Annotated in this window: 20 protein-coding genes; 12 read left to right on the forward strand and 8 right to left on the reverse strand. The window is 72.0% G+C overall.

The features are described 5' to 3' along the window. The 8 genes from FB453_RS26715 to FB453_RS26755 all read left to right on the forward strand — a co-directional run bounded on the left by FB453_RS26715 (nt 1) and on the right by FB453_RS26755 (nt 5,696). Complete coding sequence (locus tag FB453_RS26715; RefSeq protein WP_145794706.1) at nt 1-1,305, forward strand: cysteine desulfurase; 1,305 nt, start codon at nt 1-3, stop codon at nt 1,303-1,305. After that, a complete protein-coding gene (gene sufU / locus FB453_RS26720) occupies nt 1,305-1,778 on the forward strand; it encodes a Fe-S cluster assembly sulfur transfer protein SufU (protein ID WP_091403700.1) in 474 nt (157 codons plus the stop codon). Before FB453_RS26715 ends, sufU begins: the two co-directional genes overlap by 1 nt. Nucleotides 1,779-1,845: 67 nt before the next feature. Then, complete coding sequence (locus tag FB453_RS26725; protein WP_145794708.1) at nt 1,846-2,292, forward strand: metal-sulfur cluster assembly factor; 447 nt, start codon at nt 1,846-1,848, stop codon at nt 2,290-2,292. A gap of 185 nt (nt 2,293-2,477) precedes the next feature. Beyond that, a complete protein-coding gene (locus FB453_RS26730) occupies nt 2,478-3,077 on the forward strand; it encodes a DinB family protein (protein ID WP_486480481.1) in 600 nt (199 codons plus the stop codon). Between the two features lie 358 nt (nt 3,078-3,435). Next, nucleotides 3,436-4,068, forward strand: coding sequence for a LysE family transporter (locus FB453_RS26740; RefSeq protein WP_145794710.1), 633 nt, complete (start codon nt 3,436-3,438; stop codon nt 4,066-4,068). A gap of 143 nt (nt 4,069-4,211) precedes the next feature. Beyond that, nucleotides 4,212-4,859, forward strand: a complete 648-nt coding sequence (locus tag FB453_RS26745; RefSeq protein ID WP_145794712.1) for an acVLRF1 family peptidyl-tRNA hydrolase — start codon at nt 4,212-4,214, stop codon at nt 4,857-4,859. A gap of 98 nt (nt 4,860-4,957) precedes the next feature. Continuing rightward, nucleotides 4,958-5,257 carry a muconolactone Delta-isomerase family protein gene (locus FB453_RS26750; protein ID WP_145794715.1) on the forward strand — a complete coding sequence of 100 codons (300 nt, stop codon included), beginning with the start codon at nt 4,958-4,960 and terminating at the stop codon, nt 5,255-5,257. A 79-nt stretch (nt 5,258-5,336) separates the two neighbouring features. Beyond that, a complete protein-coding gene (locus tag FB453_RS26755) occupies nt 5,337-5,696 on the forward strand; it encodes an SgcJ/EcaC family oxidoreductase (protein ID WP_145794717.1) in 360 nt (119 codons plus the stop codon). Between the two features lie 72 nt (nt 5,697-5,768). On the opposite strand, the gene ypfJ is transcribed toward FB453_RS26755, so the two are convergent. Then, nucleotides 5,769-6,692, reverse strand: coding sequence for a KPN_02809 family neutral zinc metallopeptidase (gene ypfJ / locus FB453_RS26760; protein ID WP_145794719.1), 924 nt, complete (start codon nt 6,690-6,692; stop codon nt 5,769-5,771). Between the two features lie 264 nt (nt 6,693-6,956). Between ypfJ and FB453_RS26765 the strand changes: the two genes are divergently transcribed. After that, nucleotides 6,957-8,561, forward strand: coding sequence for an ABC-F family ATP-binding cassette domain-containing protein (locus FB453_RS26765; protein WP_091403713.1), 1,605 nt, complete (start codon nt 6,957-6,959; stop codon nt 8,559-8,561). A gap of 21 nt (nt 8,562-8,582) precedes the next feature. Here FB453_RS26765 and FB453_RS26770 read toward each other — a convergent pair whose 3' ends face one another. Continuing rightward, nucleotides 8,583-9,182, reverse strand: coding sequence for a cadmium resistance transporter (locus FB453_RS26770; RefSeq protein WP_145794722.1), 600 nt, complete (start codon nt 9,180-9,182; stop codon nt 8,583-8,585). 213 nt (nt 9,183-9,395) lie between these two features. Here FB453_RS26770 and FB453_RS26775 point away from each other — a divergent pair, with 213 nt between their 5' ends. The 3 genes from FB453_RS26775 to FB453_RS26785 all read left to right on the forward strand — a co-directional run bounded on the left by FB453_RS26775 (nt 9,396) and on the right by FB453_RS26785 (nt 12,528). Continuing rightward, on the forward strand, nt 9,396-9,623 hold the full coding sequence (locus FB453_RS26775) for a helix-turn-helix domain-containing protein (RefSeq protein ID WP_007462679.1): 228 nt from the start codon (nt 9,396-9,398) through the stop codon (nt 9,621-9,623). A gap of 46 nt (nt 9,624-9,669) precedes the next feature. Next, complete coding sequence (locus FB453_RS26780) at nt 9,670-10,437, forward strand: enoyl-CoA hydratase/isomerase family protein (RefSeq protein ID WP_091403716.1); 768 nt, start codon at nt 9,670-9,672, stop codon at nt 10,435-10,437. A gap of 114 nt (nt 10,438-10,551) precedes the next feature. Further along, nucleotides 10,552-12,528, forward strand: a complete 1,977-nt coding sequence (locus tag FB453_RS26785) for an ABC transporter ATP-binding protein (RefSeq protein WP_186718590.1) — start codon at nt 10,552-10,554, stop codon at nt 12,526-12,528. A 12-nt stretch (nt 12,529-12,540) separates the two neighbouring features. On the opposite strand, the gene mug is transcribed toward FB453_RS26785, so the two are convergent. The 6 genes from mug to FB453_RS26815 form a co-directional block, all read right to left on the reverse strand. Then, a complete protein-coding gene (mug, locus tag FB453_RS26790; protein ID WP_225855214.1) occupies nt 12,541-13,143 on the reverse strand; it encodes a G/U mismatch-specific DNA glycosylase in 603 nt (200 codons plus the stop codon). After that, nucleotides 13,140-13,901: an SDR family oxidoreductase gene (locus tag FB453_RS26795; RefSeq protein WP_145794726.1), complete on the reverse strand. Its 762-nt coding sequence runs from the start codon at nt 13,899-13,901 to the stop codon at nt 13,140-13,142. The genes mug and FB453_RS26795 overlap by 4 nt, the downstream gene beginning before the upstream one ends. Continuing rightward, the gene (locus FB453_RS26800; protein WP_145794728.1) at nt 13,886-14,431 is read right to left on the reverse strand and encodes an SCO6045 C-terminal-like domain-containing protein; all 546 of its coding nucleotides are present in this window, start codon (nt 14,429-14,431) and stop codon (nt 13,886-13,888) included. Before FB453_RS26800 ends, FB453_RS26795 begins: the two co-directional genes overlap by 16 nt. Further along, the gene (locus FB453_RS26805) at nt 14,428-15,246 is read right to left on the reverse strand and encodes an MbnB/TglH/ChrH family RiPP precursor modification enzyme (protein WP_145794730.1); all 819 of its coding nucleotides are present in this window, start codon (nt 15,244-15,246) and stop codon (nt 14,428-14,430) included. Before FB453_RS26805 ends, FB453_RS26800 begins: the two co-directional genes overlap by 4 nt. After that, the gene (locus FB453_RS26810) at nt 15,243-16,175 is read right to left on the reverse strand and encodes a TIGR04222 domain-containing membrane protein (RefSeq protein ID WP_145794732.1); all 933 of its coding nucleotides are present in this window, start codon (nt 16,173-16,175) and stop codon (nt 15,243-15,245) included. Before FB453_RS26810 ends, FB453_RS26805 begins: the two co-directional genes overlap by 4 nt. Nucleotides 16,176-16,257: 82 nt before the next feature. Beyond that, nucleotides 16,258-16,830, reverse strand: coding sequence for a TetR/AcrR family transcriptional regulator (locus FB453_RS26815; protein WP_091403732.1), 573 nt, complete (start codon nt 16,828-16,830; stop codon nt 16,258-16,260). Between the last annotated feature and the right edge of the window lie 8 nt (nt 16,831-16,838).

The following is a 16,838-nucleotide window of genomic DNA, read 5'->3' on the forward strand; positions in this document are numbered from 1 at the left end:
ATGACCAGCATCGCGATCCCCTCGGGGATGCCGCAGTACGACGACGTGCCGCGTTTCGACGTGGCCCGGGTGCGCGCCGACTTCCCGATCCTCGGTCGGGACATCAACGGGCACTCGCTGGTCTACCTCGACAGCGCCAACACCTCGCACAAACCCCGCCAGGTGCTCGACGTGCTCGACGAGCACTACGCGCGGCACAACGCCAACGTGTCGCGCTCGGTGCACACCCTGGGCACCGAGGCCACCGAGGCGTACGAGGGAGCGCGGGCGAAGATTGCCGCGTTCATCAACGCGCCGAGCACCGACGAGGTGGTGTTCACGAAGAACTCCACCGAGGCGATCAACATCGTGGCGTACGCCTTCTCGAACGCCTCGCTGCGCCCGGACGCCGACCCCCGTTTCCGGCTCGGTCCGGGCGACGAGGTGGTGATCTCCGAGATGGAGCACCACTCGAACATCGTCCCGTGGCAGTTGCTCTGTGAGCGGACCGGCGCGACCCTGCGCTGGTTCCCGGTCACCGACCAGGGGCGGCTGGACGAGTCGGGCCTGGAGGATCTGGTCACCGAACGGACGAAGATCGTCTCGTTGGTGCACATGTCCAACATCCTCGGCACTGTCAACGCCACCTCCCGGATCACCGCGCGGGTCCGCGAGGTGGGCGCGCTGCTGCTGCTGGACTGCTCGCAGTCGGTGCCCCACCTGCCCATCGACGTGGTTGACCTGGACGCCGACTACATCGTCTTCACCGGCCACAAAATGTGCGGTCCGACCGGCATCGGTGTGCTCTGGGGTCGGGGTGAGCTGCTGGCGGCCATGCCGCCGGTCTTCGGCGGCGGCTCGATGATCGAGACGGTCAGCATGGCCCGCTCGACCTTCGCCGCGCCGCCGGCCCGTTTCGAGGCGGGCACCCCGCCGATCGCCGAGGCGGTCGCGCTCGGTGCGGCCGTCGACTACCTGACCGGCATCGGGATGCAGGCCATCCAGTGGCACGAGAAGGAGCTGACGGCGTACGCGCTGGAAGCTCTCGGCTCGGTGCCGGACCTGCGGATCTTCGGTCCGACAGTGCCGGTGGGCCGGGGCGGCACCATCTCGTTCGCACTCGGTGACGTGCACCCGCACGACGTGGGTCAGGTGCTCGACTCGCTCGGCGTGCAGGTGCGGGTGGGCCACCACTGTGCCAAGCCGGTGTGCAGCCGGTTCGGCGTCCCGGCCATGACCCGGGCCTCGTTCTACCTCTACACCACCACCGAGGAGATCGACGCTCTGGTGGCCGGTCTGGAGCAGGTGCGGAAGGTGTTCGACTGATGCAGCTCGACCAGCTCTACCAGGAGATCATCCTGGACCACTACAAGCGCCCGCACGGGCGTGGCCTGCGCGATGCCGACGACCCGGGCGACCAGGTCGCGGAGGCGCACCACGTCAACCCCACCTGCGGCGACGAGGTCACCGTCCGGGTGGCCACCGACGGCACGGTGCTGCACGACATCTCGTACGACGGGATGGGCTGCTCGATCAGCCAGGCATCGGCCAGTGTGCTGCACGAGTTGCTGCGTGGCCGGGGCGCCGGGGAAGCATTCGAGGTGCACGAGGCGTTCGTGGAGTTGATGTCCGGACGTGGCCAGGTCACGCCGGACGAGGACGTGCTCGGTGACGGGGTGGCTTTCGCGGGTGTGGCCCGTTACCCCGCCCGGGTCAAGTGCGCGCTGCTGCCGTGGATGGCGTTCAAGGACGCCGCGGCACGCGCCGGTGTGGGTGTGAGCCCGGAGGTGAAGGCGTGAGCCAGCGTCAGCGAGCGAATGACACAGTGGTGCCTTGTGGCATCACGCAGCGATGCGGAGGGACGGCATGAGCGAGAACACCGCTACTGAGGCGACGCCGGAGGCCGGTGACACCACCGTGAAGCCGCAGACCGACGCCGCGACGACCGATGGCACCGTTGACGCCGCCGCTCCCGCGGGCGGCGTCACCAAGGCGATGATCGCCGACATCGAGGAGGCGATGAAGGACGTCGTCGACCCGGAGCTCGGCATCAACGTGGTCGACCTCGGCCTCGTGTACGGCGTCCACGTCGACGACGAGAACGTCGCCACCCTGGACATGACGCTCACCTCGGCGGCCTGCCCGCTGACCGACGTCATCGAGGACCAGACCCGGCAGGCGCTGACCACCGGCCCCGGCGGCGGCCTGGTCAACGACATCAGGATCAACTGGGTGTGGCTCCCGCCGTGGGGCCCGGACAAGATCACTGACGAGGGTCGGGACCAGCTCCGTTCCCTCGGCTTCAACGTCTGACACGATCCACTTCGTCGAGCGCGGTACCCGTCCGGGTACCGCGCTCGACGCGTTCCAGGCCCGCGCGCCAAATAGTGGAACGGATCGTTCCGGTCTGCTAAGCTGAGTTCATCTAACGGAGCGGAATATTCCGCTCCGGAGGCGGGTGGGGAAGCTCGCTGAAAGCCGGCAGAGAGGGCAGGACGATGAGCGAGATGGCAGCGGGGCAGTGGCGGACCGTGCTCGAAGAGGCGCACGAGGCGCTTCGGACGACCGTCGAGGGGGTTCCGGCCGACGCCTGGGAGCGGCCCACCCCGTGCGAGCGGTGGAACGTCACCCAGGTGCTCCAGCACGCGACCGGCGACCAGCTCGCCTTCGCGTCGGCGATCAACGGCGGTCCGGGGCCGACGGAGGACCCGTTCGCACCCTCCGGTCGGATTGACGGCGACAAGCTCGCCGGCCTGCGCGCCGCCCTCGACGCGTCCGCTCGGGCCTGGAAGCGTGTCGCCGACGACGCCCCGGAGGTGCCCACGCCGCTGCCCCAGGGCAAGCTGCCGGCCGAGGTCGGCGCCGTAGCGTGCGCCCTGGATGCGGCAGTGCACGCCTGGGACATCGCGGTGGCCACCGGCCAGCCGTCCCCGCTCGGCACCGAACTGGCCCGCCCCCTGCTGGTGGTGGCCCGGCAGATCGTCGAGCCGCTGCGGGCCTACGGCGCGTACGCCCCGGCGATCGACAGCGCTCCGGAGGCCGACGAGGTCGCCGCCCTGCTCTCCTACCTCGGTCGCGATCCCCGACTGACCGCCTGACGTTCGCCTCTGCCCGGTCGGCCGACTCCCGAACAACCGAAGATCTTGCTCGATCATCGATGTAGTGGCCTCGGTGCGTCGCCGAGGCCACTACATCCTGCTTCGAGCACGATCTTGGCGCGGGGCGCGGGGCGCGGGGCGCGGGGCGCGGGGCGCGGGGCGCGGGGCGCGGGGCGCGGGGCGCGGGGCGCGGGGCGCGGGGCGCGGGGCGCGGGGAAAATCGGTGGCGGCGGCGCGGGTCCGGCGCGGAGAATGCGCGTGTGTCTGAGGCGTACCCGAAGCAGGTTCCTGTCCGTGCGGCCACTGCCGTGCGTCGACAGCGGCTCCGGTCACGGACCTCGACCCGCCACCGACGTCCGTGACCGGGGCGTTCCTCGCCGGTCTCGTGGCCGGCTACGGCGTCGCCATTCCGGTCGGCGCGATCGCGATTCTCATTCTGGGGCTCAGCGCCCGTACCTCGTTTCGGGTGGGTGCCGCCGCAGCCCTCGCGGTGGCGACGGCCGACGGGCTCTACGCGGTGGTGGCCGTGCTCGGCGGTGCCGGCCTGGCCGGAATCATCGCGCCGGTCGCCGGGCCGCTGAGGGTGGTCGCCGCGGTGGTCCTGCTGGGTCTCGCCGGGCACGGCCTGTGGCGGACGTGGTCCGCGCACCGCTCGCAGCGGCCGCCGACGCCACGCGACGGTGGGGGCATGAGCACTCCGGGGCGGGCCTACGCGGCGCTGCTCGGATTGACTCTGCTGAACCCGATGACGGTGCTCTACTTCACCGCGCTGGTGCTCGGCCGCCGGGACACGGCCGACTCGGGCGTGGTCCCGGTGGCGCTCTTCGTGGCCGGGGTGTTCCTGGCGTCGGCGAGTTGGCAACTGGTCATCGCCGGCGGTGGCACTGTGGTCGGCCGGGCGCTGACCGGGCCGCGGGGGCGGCTGGTCACCGGCCTGGTCTCCAGCGCGCTGATCGCCGCGCTGGCGGTGGCCGCGCTGCTGCCAGGCTGAACGGTCACGGCGACCATCCGACGGCTGAGCCACCCGAGCCGACGCCCGACCGCGCCGGGTCGACGGTGTCGCCCCGGTGTTCCGGGCCGGGCCCGGGGCCGCCCGGGGGCCCGGGTGGGCCCGCTGTGCCGTACGGTCGGGCGATGACCAGTCGACCCGCAGCCGGCGGAGGCCGGTGGGTCGAGGTCGACCCGGCCCGCGTCGGCCGGTGGGTCGAGGGCTTCGCCGACCGGCACGGCCCGCCCACCACCAGCGCCCAGGAGTACGGCCTACTGCTCGCCGCCCCGGACGGCGCAACCGCTGAGCTGTACGCCCCACCGGGTGCGCCGGCCGGCTTGGACGTGGCCGGCTTCGTGGCCTCCGCCGTCACGCCCCGCCGGATCGGCCTGCTGCTGGCCCGCAAGGGCGCTGTGGCGCTCGGGGTGGCCGAGGGCGCCGACCTCGTGGTCTCCAAGGTGGACACCCGCTACGTGCAGGGGCGCACCGCTGCGGGGGGATGGTCGCAGCACCGGTTCGCCCGTCGGCGTGACAACCAGGCGAAGGCTGCGCTGGGTGACGCGGCGGACCTGGCCGTACGGCTGCTGTTGCCGGAGGTGGCGACGCTCGCCGCGCTGGTCTGCGGCGGTGACCGGCGGGCGGTGGACGGGGTGCTGGCCGACCGGCGGTTGGCCCCGCTCGTGCCGTTGCGGGCGGAGCGGCTGCTCGACGTGCCGGAGCCCCGGCACGCGGTGCTGGTCGCGGCGGTGGGTGCGGCCCGGGCGGTACGGATCCTGGTGCGCGACCCCGACTGACCTCGGCCTTCACTGGCGTCGGCGTCGGCGGGGAGACGATCGCCACGCAAAACGGGGTTCGCGGCGTGCTGCCCGGCTGGCCGCCGGAGGATGGGCGCGTGGAGTTTCTGGTTGACATGGTGACGACGGTGCCGCAGGGAACATCGGAGAACGGCGTCGCCGAGATGCGCGCGCGAGAGGCGGCGCGTTCGGCCGAGCTGACGGCCCAGGGCAGTCTCCTACGGTTGTGGCGGCCGCCGCTGGCGCCGGGGGAGTGGCGTACGTGGGGGCTGTTCCAGGCCGACGACGCCGATGAGCTGGAAGCCGTGCTCGCGTCGATGCCGCTGCGCGCCTGGCGGCGCGAGACCGTGACGCCGTTGACGCCGCACCCGAACGATCCGGGTCAGCCGCCTCGCTGAGCCTGGAGGGGGTCGCCTCGCACGTGGGGCAGCTCGACAGGCAGGCGACGGGGAACGTCCGTCCAGCAGGGAGATCATCATGTCCGAGGCGCAGATTCTGCGTACCGTCCTCGACCGGTGGAAATCGGCGGTCGACGCCCACGAGCCCGATCGGGTCGCGGCGTGCTTCACCGAAGACGCGATCTTTCAGGGGTTGCAGCGGTACACGGTCGGTCCTGCCGGCGTCGCCGCGTACTACGCCGGACAGCCGCTCGGCCTGACCGCCGCGTACGACATCCGGGAGATCCGTCGTCTCGCCGACGACGTGGTCCTCGGCTACCTGGAGGTGGAGTTCGCCTTCACCGACCGGCCGGCCCTGAACGTCAACCTCGGCGTGCTCCTGCGGCGGGTCGACGACGACTGGCTCATCGGCCACTACCAGGTCTCGCAGCTCACCTGACCCGGGAGCTTCGGCAGGGATGACGATCGTGGCAGGCCCGCCGGGGGACCTGCCACGATCTGGGGGCGGATGTCAGAGCTGGTCGGTGCCGAAGGTGTCGCAGGTCTTCGGGTCGCCGCGGTCGTAGCCCTGGTTGAACCAGCGCTTGCGCTGCTCGGACGTGCCGTGGGTGAACTGGTCGGGGTTGACCCGCCCGCCGGAGCGCTCCTGGATGCTGTCGTCGCCGATCGCCTCGGCGGCGTCGATGGCCTGGTTGATGTCGGCCTCGGTGATCGACGTGAACAGTGGCTGCTGGCCGGTCTTGTCCTTGCTCTCGGTGGCGTGCCTGGCCCAGGCGCCGGCGTAGCAGTCGGCCTGCAACTCCAGCCGTACGGAGGCGGAGCGGGGGCCGCTCTGGTCGCCCTGGCCGGCCTTCGCGTTGGTGCCGAGCAGGTTCTGGACGTGGTGGCCGTACTCGTGGGCGAGCACGTACGGCTGGGCGAACTCGCCCTTCGCCCCGAACCGGGACGCCAGCTCGTCGTAGAAGCTCAGGTCGATGTACACCTTCCGGTCGGCGGGGCAGTAGAACGGGCCGACGCCCGAGTCGGCCTGCCCGCAGCCGGTGTTCACGGCCGCCTGGAAGAAGTTCGTGGTGGTGACCTCGTAGTCGCTTCTGCCCAGCTCGGGGTACGCCTTCTTCCAGTAGTCCTGGATGCTGTTGACGTAGAGCAGGTTGCGGCAGCGCGCATCGTCGAGACGCTCGGGGTTGGCGGTGGAGCACAACTGCTCCAGGTCGGTGCCGCCGGCCTGCCCGCCCTCGTCGCCGTTGGTCATGGCGTTGAGACCGAACCCGCCGCCGAGGAGGGCGACGAGAACGGCCACCACGATTCCGATGATGCCGCCCCGGCCGCCGCCGCCCGGGATGGGGATGCCGAAGCCGCCGCCCGACCCGCCGCTACCCCGGCCCAGGTCGTTGGCCTGGGAGGTGTCGAGCTCGGCCCGCTCGTTGAGTTCCATGGGTGACCCCGATCGCCGTATGCCGGTGAATGTCTTTTGTGTGTCGTTTCGTCCATCGAGTGCCGGACGGGGTCCGGACAGGCGTTCCGATACCCGATGATCTTGATCGGTAATCCGGGAGGGACGTCCGACGGCGCCCGGTACACTTGTCGGGTGCTGCGCTGCGAAGGCTGAACCGCCCCGCGCCGTCGGGCCCCTTGAGCCCGTCGGCGGTTTCGCGTGCCCCGAGTCAGCCTTCCAAACCCCGAGAGCGAGCCCGCAAACATGATCACTGCCACCGGCCTGGAACTGCGTGCCGGTTCCCGGATCCTGCTGTCCGACACCACCCTGCGCGTGCAGCCCGGTGATCGGATCGGCCTGGTCGGTCGCAACGGCGCAGGCAAGACCACCACGCTGAAGGTGCTCGCCGGCGAGGGGCAGCCGTACGGCGGCCAGATCGACCAGCGCAGCGCCATCGGCTACCTGCCGCAGGACCCGCGCACGGGTGACCTGGAGGTCACCGGCCGCGACCGGGTGCTCTCCGCCCGCGGCCTGGACGTGCTGATGGCGCAGATGCAGGAGGTCGAGGCCCGCCTCGCCGAGGACGCCAACGACAAGCTGGTCCGTCGGTACGGCGCGTTGGAGGACCAGTTCGCCGCCCTCGGCGGGTACGCGGCCGAGGCTGAGGCCGCGCGCATCTGCGCCAACCTCGGCCTACCGGACCGGGCGCTCGCGCAGACCATCGGCACCCTGTCCGGTGGTCAGCGTCGCCGCATCGAGCTGGCCCGGATCCTGTTCCGCGACGCGGGCGAGAACGGCGGCGGCATCCTGCTGCTCGACGAGCCCACCAACCACCTCGACGCCGACTCGATCACCTGGTTGCGGGGCTTCCTCGCCAACCACAAGGGCGGCCTGATCGTGATCTCCCACGACGGCGCGTTGCTGGAGTCGGTGGTCAACAAGGTCTGGTTCCTCGACGCCACCCGGTCGGTCATCGACGTGTACAACCTGGGTTGGAAGGCGTACCTGGAGGCGCGCGAGACCGACGAGCGACGCCGCCGCAGGGAGCGGGCCAACGCGGAGAAGAAGGCCGGCGCGCTGATGGCGCAGGCCGACAAGATGCGGGCCAAGGCCACCAAGACCGTGGCCGCGCAGAACATGGCCCGCCGTGCCGAGAAGCTGATTTCCGGCCTGGAGGAGGTGCGGGTCGCCGACCGGGTGGCCAAGGTGCGTTTCCCCAGCCCCGCGCCGTGCGGCAAGACCCCGCTCACGGCGACCGGCCTTTCCAAGTCGTACGGCTCGCTGGAGATCTTCACCGACGTCAACGTGGCGGTGGACCGGGGCTCCCGGGTGGCCATCCTCGGGCTCAACGGCGCAGGCAAGACGACCCTGCTGCGGATGCTCGGCGGGCTGCTCAGCCCGGACACCGGCGAGGTGCACGCGGGGCACGGCCTTCGGCTGGGCTACTACGCCCAGGAGCACGAGACGCTGGACGTGGAGCGGACGGTGCTGGAGAACATGCGCGCCGCCGCCGTCGAGCAGTCCGACACCGACCTGCGCAAGATCCTTGGCGCGTTCCTCTTCTCAGGTGACGACGTGAACAAGCCGGCCGGCGTGCTCTCCGGCGGCGAGAAGACCCGGCTGGCCCTGTCCACTCTGGTCTGTTCGGGTGCCAACGTGCTGTTGCTCGACGAGCCGACGAACAACCTCGACCCGGTCAGCCGCGAGCAGGTGCTCGACGCCATCGCCAACTACCCGGGCGCGATCGTCCTGGTCACCCACGACCCGGGTGCGGTGCTGGCGCTCAAGCCGGACCGGGCCATCCTGCTGCCCGACGGCGACGAGGACGCGTGGAGCGACGACCTGCTCGAACTGGTCGAGCTGGCCTGACCGAGGCTGCTCGGCCGGCTCTCAGCCGAGCAGATCGACCAGTCGGCCGAGCACGCCGGAGCTGACCAGGATCACCAGCCCGATGGCGATGAAGATCGTCGGCACCAGCCAGGCACCAGCGCGCTCGACCAGCCGGACCACCCTCCGGTGCCCGCCCAGCCAGGCCCCGGCCACGCACCAGAGCGCGATCAGCAGCACGAACACCAGCAGGAACACGGCACTGTCGGCCATGCCGAGGGCCCGGAAGACGGGTACGTAGACCGCGACGTTGTCGGCGCCGTTCGCGATCGTCACCCCGGCCACGCCGAGCGCTCCGGTGACGACCGCCGGTGGCTCGTCGTCGCCCGAACTCCGCAGCGCGCGTACGCCGAGCGCGATCGGCAGCAGACCGAGCAGCCCCGTCCACGGGTCGGGGACCACCAGGAGTCCACCCGCGATCACCGCGCTTGCCAACGCGAGCGCGCCGATGCCGAGGTATTGTCCGGCGACAATCTCCCAGGTGCGGGGTTGGCCGGTGGTGCGGGCCGCGACGAAGAACAGCGTCAGAATGACGATGTCGTCGATATCGGTGGCGGCGAAGACCACTGCCGCCGCGCCGGCGGTGCTCAACAGGTCGATCACGAGCGAAGGCTACGGGCCGCCAACAGCCGCCAGCTCCCGGTGGTACGCGCAGACGCCGCGGCGGGCCGGATCGCCAGGATCACTCTATCGGGAAGCTGACATTGCATAGCGTGTCGGTTGGCGAAGAGTTGATATCTGGCGCATGATCGTCCGAGGCGGTCTAATAGGTGGGACCGTATCCGAACCGCACAGTCTGGGACGTGAGGACACAGCATGGCAGCCACTGGCACAGCCACCAGCACTGAGAAGGGTCGCCGGATCGTCGGAGCCGAGCGTCAGACGCTCGCCAAGGACCTGGTAAAGCGGTACACCTCGGGGGAGAGCATCCGCGCGTTGGCGGCCTCGACCGGCCGTTCCTACGGGTTCATCCACCGAGTGCTCACCGAGTCCGGCGTGCAGCTGCGTCAGCGCGGTGGCGCCCGACGCCGCAAGAAGGCGTGACCCGCCCCTCAGCGTCGTGCACCAGCGCCGCGCCCCGGGACGTCCGGTGACCGCCGAGGCGACCGGGGTTCGGCTGACCTGCGACGGGCCGGTCGCCACGGTGACGTTGTGCCGGCCCGACGTGCTCAATGCCCAGACGCCCGCGATGTGGCAGGCGATGAGCGACTTCTCCCGCGACCTTCCCGGCGACGTGCGGGTGGTGGTGGTCCGCGGCGAGGGTCGCGCGTTCTCGGCCGGCCTCGATCTCGCGGTGGCGGGCGCCTCCGGCCCGGGGTCCTTCGCTGAGCTGGCCACGCTGCCCGAGCAGGAGTGCGCCGAGCGCATCGCGGAGTTCCAGGCCGGTTTCACCTGGCTGCACCGGCCGGATGTCGTCTCCGTCGCGGCCGTACAGGGCCACGCGATCGGTGCCGGCTTCCAGCTCGCGCTCGCCTGTGACCTGCGAGTGCTGTCCGCGGACGCGAAGCTGTCGATGGCCGAGGTGACCCTCGGCCTGGTGCCCGACCTGGCCGGCACGAAACGCCTCGTCGAGTTGGTCGGATATTCGCGGGCGTTGGAGATCTGTGCGACCGGCCGCCGGTTGGACGCCGCCGAGGCGGATCGGATCGGGCTGGCCACCCTTGTCGTGCCCCCGGCCGAGCTGGACGGCGCGGTGCGGGACCTGACCGCCGGCCTGCTCTCCGGGGCCCGCGACGCGGTGGTGGAGATCAAGGCGTTGCTCGCCGGTGCCGGCGGGCGGTCGCACGCCGACCAGCAGCGCGCCGAGCGGGAGGCACAGACCCGTCGGCTGCGTGACCTTGCCGGCAGGGGAGAATAGGTAAGGACCGCACGGGAAGATCCGGGTTACGACCGAGGTTGTCACACTCGTCGGGAGAATTGACCTGACGGTGCGGTCCGCCCGGCAACCCGGAGGTGAGCGATGTCCAACCCGATGTCCGGCGGTGGCATGGCCGGGTGGAGCATGCTCCGGTCGATGCGTAACCGCGACGAGGTCTCCGGCCACCAGCTCAAGCGCGGCACCGCCAAGCGGATCATCGCCTTCGCCGAACCGTACCGGCGCGACATTGTGATCTTCCTGGTCACGGTGGTGATTGCCGCAGTGATCGGCGTGGCGACTCCGCTGCTGGCGGGTGAGGTCATCGACGCCATTGCCGATCGAGGGCCGCAAGCCGGCTCCATCGTGGTCAAGCTCGCCCTGGTCATCGCCGCGCTGGCTGTCGCCGACGCCGTCTTCTCCCTCGCCCAGCGCTGGTACTCCGCGCGCATCGGCGAGGGCATCATCCTCAACCTGCGCACCCGGGTCTACGACCACGTGCAGCGGATGCCGTTGCAGTTCTTCACCCGCACCCAGACCGGCGCCCTGGTCAGCCGGCTCAACAACGACGTGCTCGGCGCTCAGCGGGCGTTCACCTCCACCCTCTCCGGGGTGGTCAGCAACGTCATTCAACTGGCGCTCACCGCCGGTGCGATGATGATCCTGTCCTGGCAGATCACGGTGCTGTCTTTGATCCTGCTGCCGGTGTTCATCATCCCGGCTCGCCGGGTCGGCAAGCGACTGGCCGAGATCACCCGAGAGTCGTACAACCTCGACGCCAAGATGAACGCGACAATGACCGAGCGGTTCGGGGTGGCCGGTGCGCTGCTGGTGAAGCTCTTCGGCCAGCCCGATATCGAGGCCCGTCGGTTCGCCGACCGGGCCGAGCGGGTCCGCGACATCGGCATCCAGTCGGCGATGTACTCCCGCACCTTCTTCGTGGCGATGTTGCTGGTCGCCTCACTGGCGCAGGCGCTTACCTACGGCCTCGGCGGCTGGCTGGCGGTCGCCGGCGCGGTCAGTGCTGGCACCGTCGTGAAGCTCGCGTTGCTGCTCACCCGCCTGTACGGGCCGCTCACCGCGCTCTCGAACGTCCGGGTGGACGTGATGAGCGCGCTGGTCTCCTTCGACCGGGTCTTCGAGGTGCTCGACCTCAAGCCGGGCATCGTGGAGAAGCCCGACGCGGTGCCGGTGCCCCTGGGCGCCGGCCGGGTCGACTTCCGCGACGTGCGTTTCCGCTACCCGAGCGCCGCCGAGATCTCCCTCGCCTCCCTGGAGGAGGTCGCCACTCTCGACCGGACCGTCAACGAACCGGTGCTCAAGGGCGTCTCGTTCAGCGTCGAGCCGGGGCAGATGGTCGCGCTGGTCGGCCCGTCCGGGGCGGGCAAGTCGACACTGTCGATGCTCATCTCCCGGATCTACGACGTCAGCGATGGGCAGGTGCTCGTCGGTGGGGTGGACGTGCGCGACGCGACGCTCGCCTCCCTGCGCGACGAGATCGGTGTGGTCACCCAGGATTCGCACCTGTTCCACGAGACGATCGCCGAGAATCTTCGCTACGCCAAGCCGGGCGCCACCGACGACGAGATCTGGACCGCGCTGGCCGGGGCGCAGGTGGCCGATCTGGTCCGGGCGCTGCCCGACGGTCTGGACACCACGGTGGGGGAGCGGGGCTACCGGTTCTCCGGCGGCGAGAAGCAGCGCATCGCTATCGCGCGACTGCTGCTCAAGGCCCCGTCGATAGTGATCCTCGACGAGGCGACAGCACACCTGGATTCGGAGAGCGAGGCGGCGGTGCAGCGTGCGCTGTCGGTGGCGCTGGCCGGGCGTACCGCGCTCGTGATCGCACACCGGCTCTCCACAGTGCGCGACGCCGACCAGATCCTGGTCCTGGACGGTGGACGGATCGTCGAGCGGGGGCGGCACGAGGAGTTGGTAGCTGTCGGTGGGCTCTACGCCGAGCTGTACCGGACCCAGTTCGCGGTCGCCGACTCGCCGACCCCGTTCGTCGACGCGACCGGTCCCGAGCCGGTGGTCATGCCGCTGGGCACCTACCGCGCCGACGAGGTGCTGCCGCCCGCCGCCGCCAACTGACGGCCGCGTCCATCACAGGGCCGGTAGGTCGGTTGCCGTTCGCAACTCGGCGAACGCCAGGCCCAGGGTGGCCGGGGTGAAGTGCGCGTTCAGGCCGCTGGGGTTGGGCAGCACCCACAGCCGGGCGCCGGCCAGCGACTCCGGCTGCGGCCCGAAGGTGGCCTTCGGCCGTTGAAAACCGATCCGGTACGCGGTCACGCCCACCACGGCCACCCAGTGCGGCCGGTACCGGGCCACCTTGTCGGTCAGGATCGCCGCGCCGTCGAGGAGTTCCTCGGTGCTCAGTTCGTCCGCGCGGGCGCTGGCCCGGGCGGCCATGTTGGTGATGCCGAGCCCGAGCGCGGGCAGTTCGTCCTGTTCGCTGGGGTGCAGCAGCCGGGGGGTGAACCCGCCCCGGTACAGGGCGGGCCAGAACCGGTTGCCGGGTCGAGCGAAGTGCCAACCGGTGGCAGCCGACCACAGGCCCGGGTTGATGCCGACGAAGAGCACCGCCAGCCCCGGCGCGAGCACGTCGGGAATGGTCCGGTCCGCAGCCGCCGCCAGGTCCGCCCGGGTCGGCCGGGTCGTCCCGGGCGGCGTCACGGCACGGGCGGGTCGGGCTCCGTCGGGGGTCACAGCCCGCGCAGCGCGCCGCCGTCGACCGGCAGGGTGATCCCGGTGAGGTAGCTCGCGGCGGGGGAGAGCACGAACGCGGCCACCCGGCCGAACTCGGCCGGGTCGCCGACGCGGCGCAGCGGGATGCCGGCCTCCGCCTCGGCGCGGGCCCGCTCCGGGTCGCCGGTCGCTCCGAACAGTTCCCGGTTGCGATCGGTCATGATCCGGCCGGGCAACAGGCCGACCACCCGGACCCCACGCGGGCCGTAGTCGTCGGCGATGTCCTTGGCCGCCCCGACCAGGCCGGGCCGCAGACCGTTGGAGATGCCGAGACCGGGCACCGGGCCACGGGCCGAGGTGGAGAGCACCAGCCCGATCGCGCCGCCGTCGGGCAGGGCGTTGGCGACAGTGCGTACGGCGCGGATTGTGCCCAGGAAGACGGTCTCGAAGGAGAGCCGCCACTGCTCGTCGGTGACCGCTGCGGCGTTGCCCGGCGGCGGCCCACCGACCGAGATCAGCGCGCCGTCGAGCCGGCCGAAATGCTCCTGCGCGGCGGCGACGAGCTGCCCCGGGGTGTCCGGGTCGGTGAGGTCGGCGGTCAGTCCGACGGCGTGCTCCGGGCCACCCAGCTGCTGTGCGGCGGCGGCCACCGCGTCCGGGTCCCGGGCCGAGAGCACCACCCGCGCACCGTCGGCGACCAGGCACTGCGCGGTCGCGTAACCCAGGCCGCGGGAGGCGCCGGTGAGGACGTACACGCGGTCGGTCAGTCCGAGATCCATAACGCCGATCCTGCCGCATCCGGTATCCCGTCGCCAGCACGGGTGGGTACCCGTGGGGCGGGGCGCAGCAGGCGTACCCGGCCGGCGATCTGCACCGCGACGGCGCCGCCGGCGCGGCCCACCGCCGGCACCCGGCGCGGACGCGGCGCCCGAACCCCGTCGTAGCGCAGGCGTGCCTCCCGGACGGCCAACTCCTCGGCGGCCACCGGTGGGAGCGCGTGCTGGTCGCGCAGCACCCGGGCCAGGTCCCAACCGTCGCGCAGCGATCCGGCGGTGGGTCGCCGGGCGGCCCAGTCGGCGAAGGTGGTCGACCACCTGGCACCGAGGCCGGCGGCGAGCAGTGGCCAGTGCCGGGCCACCTCGCCGGCCCGCTTGCGCAGCAGGGCCGCGCGGGTGGCGGCCAGCGATCCCGGCGCGAACCCCGCCGGTGGCTCACCCCCGGCGACCAGCGCCGCGACCAGTTCGGCCTGCCGCTCGGCCAGCCCGGCGCGGGGCGTCAGCGCGGAGCCGCCCTCGGGTGCGCCAGTCATGTCACGGCTGGGAAGCCCGCGGCGGAGGCCAGGGCGTCCAGTTCGGCGCGGAGTTCGGCAGCCGGCGGATAGTGGCCGTCGCGCTCCAGCAGCAGCGCCGGCGGTCGCCGCCGGGCGCAGAGCGCGCCGACCAGCTCCAGCACCGCCGCCGGAACCGGGTCGGTGTGGGTGTCGTGGTAGAAACCGCCGTGCTCCGCGCCACCGGCCACGTGGGCGTACGCGACCCGCTCCAGCGGCAGGCGGTCCAGCAACGCCAGCGGGTCGGCGCCCCGGTTGCGGGCGTTGGCGTGCACGTTGGCCACGTCCAGCAGCAGCAGTGCCCCGGTCCGGTCGAGGATCTCGGTGAGGAAGTCCGCCTCGGTCAACTCGTCGTCGGGCCAGTCGAGCAACGCGGCGATCGGCTCCAGCGCGATCGGCACCGGGAGCTCGGCCTGTGCCCGGGCCACGTTGGCGCAGACCGCGTCGACGGCTTCCCGGCTGCGCGGCAGCGGCAGCAGGTGGCCGGCCTCCAGACCACCGGCCCGGACGAACGCGATGTGCTCGCTGACCAGCGGGGCGTCCAGCCGTTGCGCCACCGCGGCCAGGTGGGCGACCCGGGCCGGGTCGACCGGCTCGGCGCCGCCGAGGGAGAGCCGCACCCCGTGCGGTACGACGGTCACCGCGCGGTCCCGCAGCTGCGTCAGACCGGGCGGGAGCGGCCCGGAGGCGGGCACCCCCTCGGCCACCACCTCGACGAAGCACAGGCCGGGCAGCTCGGCCACGAAGCCGGCGATCTCCGGACGCCAGCCGATGCCGACCCCGGACGGGCCGGTCATCCGCCGCACCCGCCGCCGCCCCCGCACCCGCCGCCTCCACCGCCGCAGGAGCTGCCGCCGTCCCCACCGGAGCTGTCGCCTCCGCCACCGGACGATCCGTCGGACCCGCCCGTCCAGCCGCCGTTGCCGGAGAGGGCCTGGCGCTGAATCTCGGCCTGCTCGGCGAAGCCCGGGTCGAGAGCCCAGAGCGAGGCGGTGCCGTACAGGGCCACGCCCATCGCCGCGCCGGCCGCTCCGTAGGTGGCGTAGGCGGGCGCTGAGGCCGGCGCGAGGTGGGTGTGTTCGCGGCGGACGGAGCGTAGGGCGGCACGACCGGCCCGGGTGCGGACGGGCGCCCGGCGAAGCAGCAGGGCCGCGCCCAGGAGGGCCGCCAGGGTGAGCAGCAGGTAACCCACCGGGCGACCGCTGAACAGGCCGGAGATCAGCCGGAGTACACCGAGGCCCAGCAGGGCCAGCAGGATCCGGTTCCAGAAGCGGGCACGGGCGCGCTGCGCGTCGTCGGTGAGCAGGCCGCGCTGCTCCAGGCCGTTGCGGATCTGGTCCAGCGCGGAGCGTACGCGCTCGTCCTGCGGCAGGTCCCGAACCCGGGAGTGCTGGTGGGCGGCCCAGTGGATGGCCTGATCCAGTGGGGTGAGCCCGGTCGGCGGGGTACCGCCGGTGGTCAGCCGACGGTCCGGTCGTACGCCGACCGCGCCGCTGCCCCGCAGCCCGCCCAGCGCCGCGTGCACCGCGAGCTGAGGGCCACCGTTGAGGTACGCGACCTGCTGTGGTCCGAGTGGGTCTTGGGTGTTGTGCGCCGGGGCGGTCAGCAGGCGGATCCGGTGGTACGCCGCGATCGCCACCACCAGGATGGCCGCCGCGATGTAGTACCGGAGGAAGGTTGGGCCGGAAATGCCCCAGGTGTCGCCGGACGCGGCGTGGACGTTCATCGACTGCTCCTGTCACCGGAGGGGATCGGCGGCCCCATTGTGGAGCAGCCTCGCCACGGGTGTCCGACCGGTGTGCGCGCGGTCAGTGGCGGCGGACCGCCTCCTCGACGAGGTCGAGTACCGGGCCCAGGTCACCGGCCGGTCGGCCCATGGCCAGGTGCAGCACCAGGCCGTCGTAGGCCAGCTCCAGGAACTGGGCCAGCACGTCGATCGGTACGTCCTCGCGCAGCACCCCGGCGTCGCGCTGGCGGGCCAGCCGGTCCCGGGTCGCCTCCGCGATCGCGGCGGACCGCTCCGCCCACCGCCGGGCGAACGCCGGGTCGGTGCGCAGCCGCCGGGAGACCTCCAGTTGGCTGCCCAGCCACCCGGTGGTGTCGGGGGAGACGGCGCGGGCGAGCAGATCGCGCATCACCTGCACCAGACCGTTGCGTGCCACCGTCTCGACCATCGCCGCGGCGTCATCCTCGGCGACGGCGAGGAAGAGCGAGTCCTTGTCGCGGAAGTGGTGGAAGATCGCGCCACGGGACAGGCCGGTGGCCTCCTCGAGGCGGCGTACGGTCGCCCCCTCATAGCCGAGCCGGGCGAAACACGCCCGGGCCGCGGCGAGGATCTCCTGCCGGCGAGCGTCGAGCTGGTCCTGGCTTACTCTGGGCACACGTCGAT

The organism is Micromonospora sp. CNZ322, assembly GCF_007827755.1.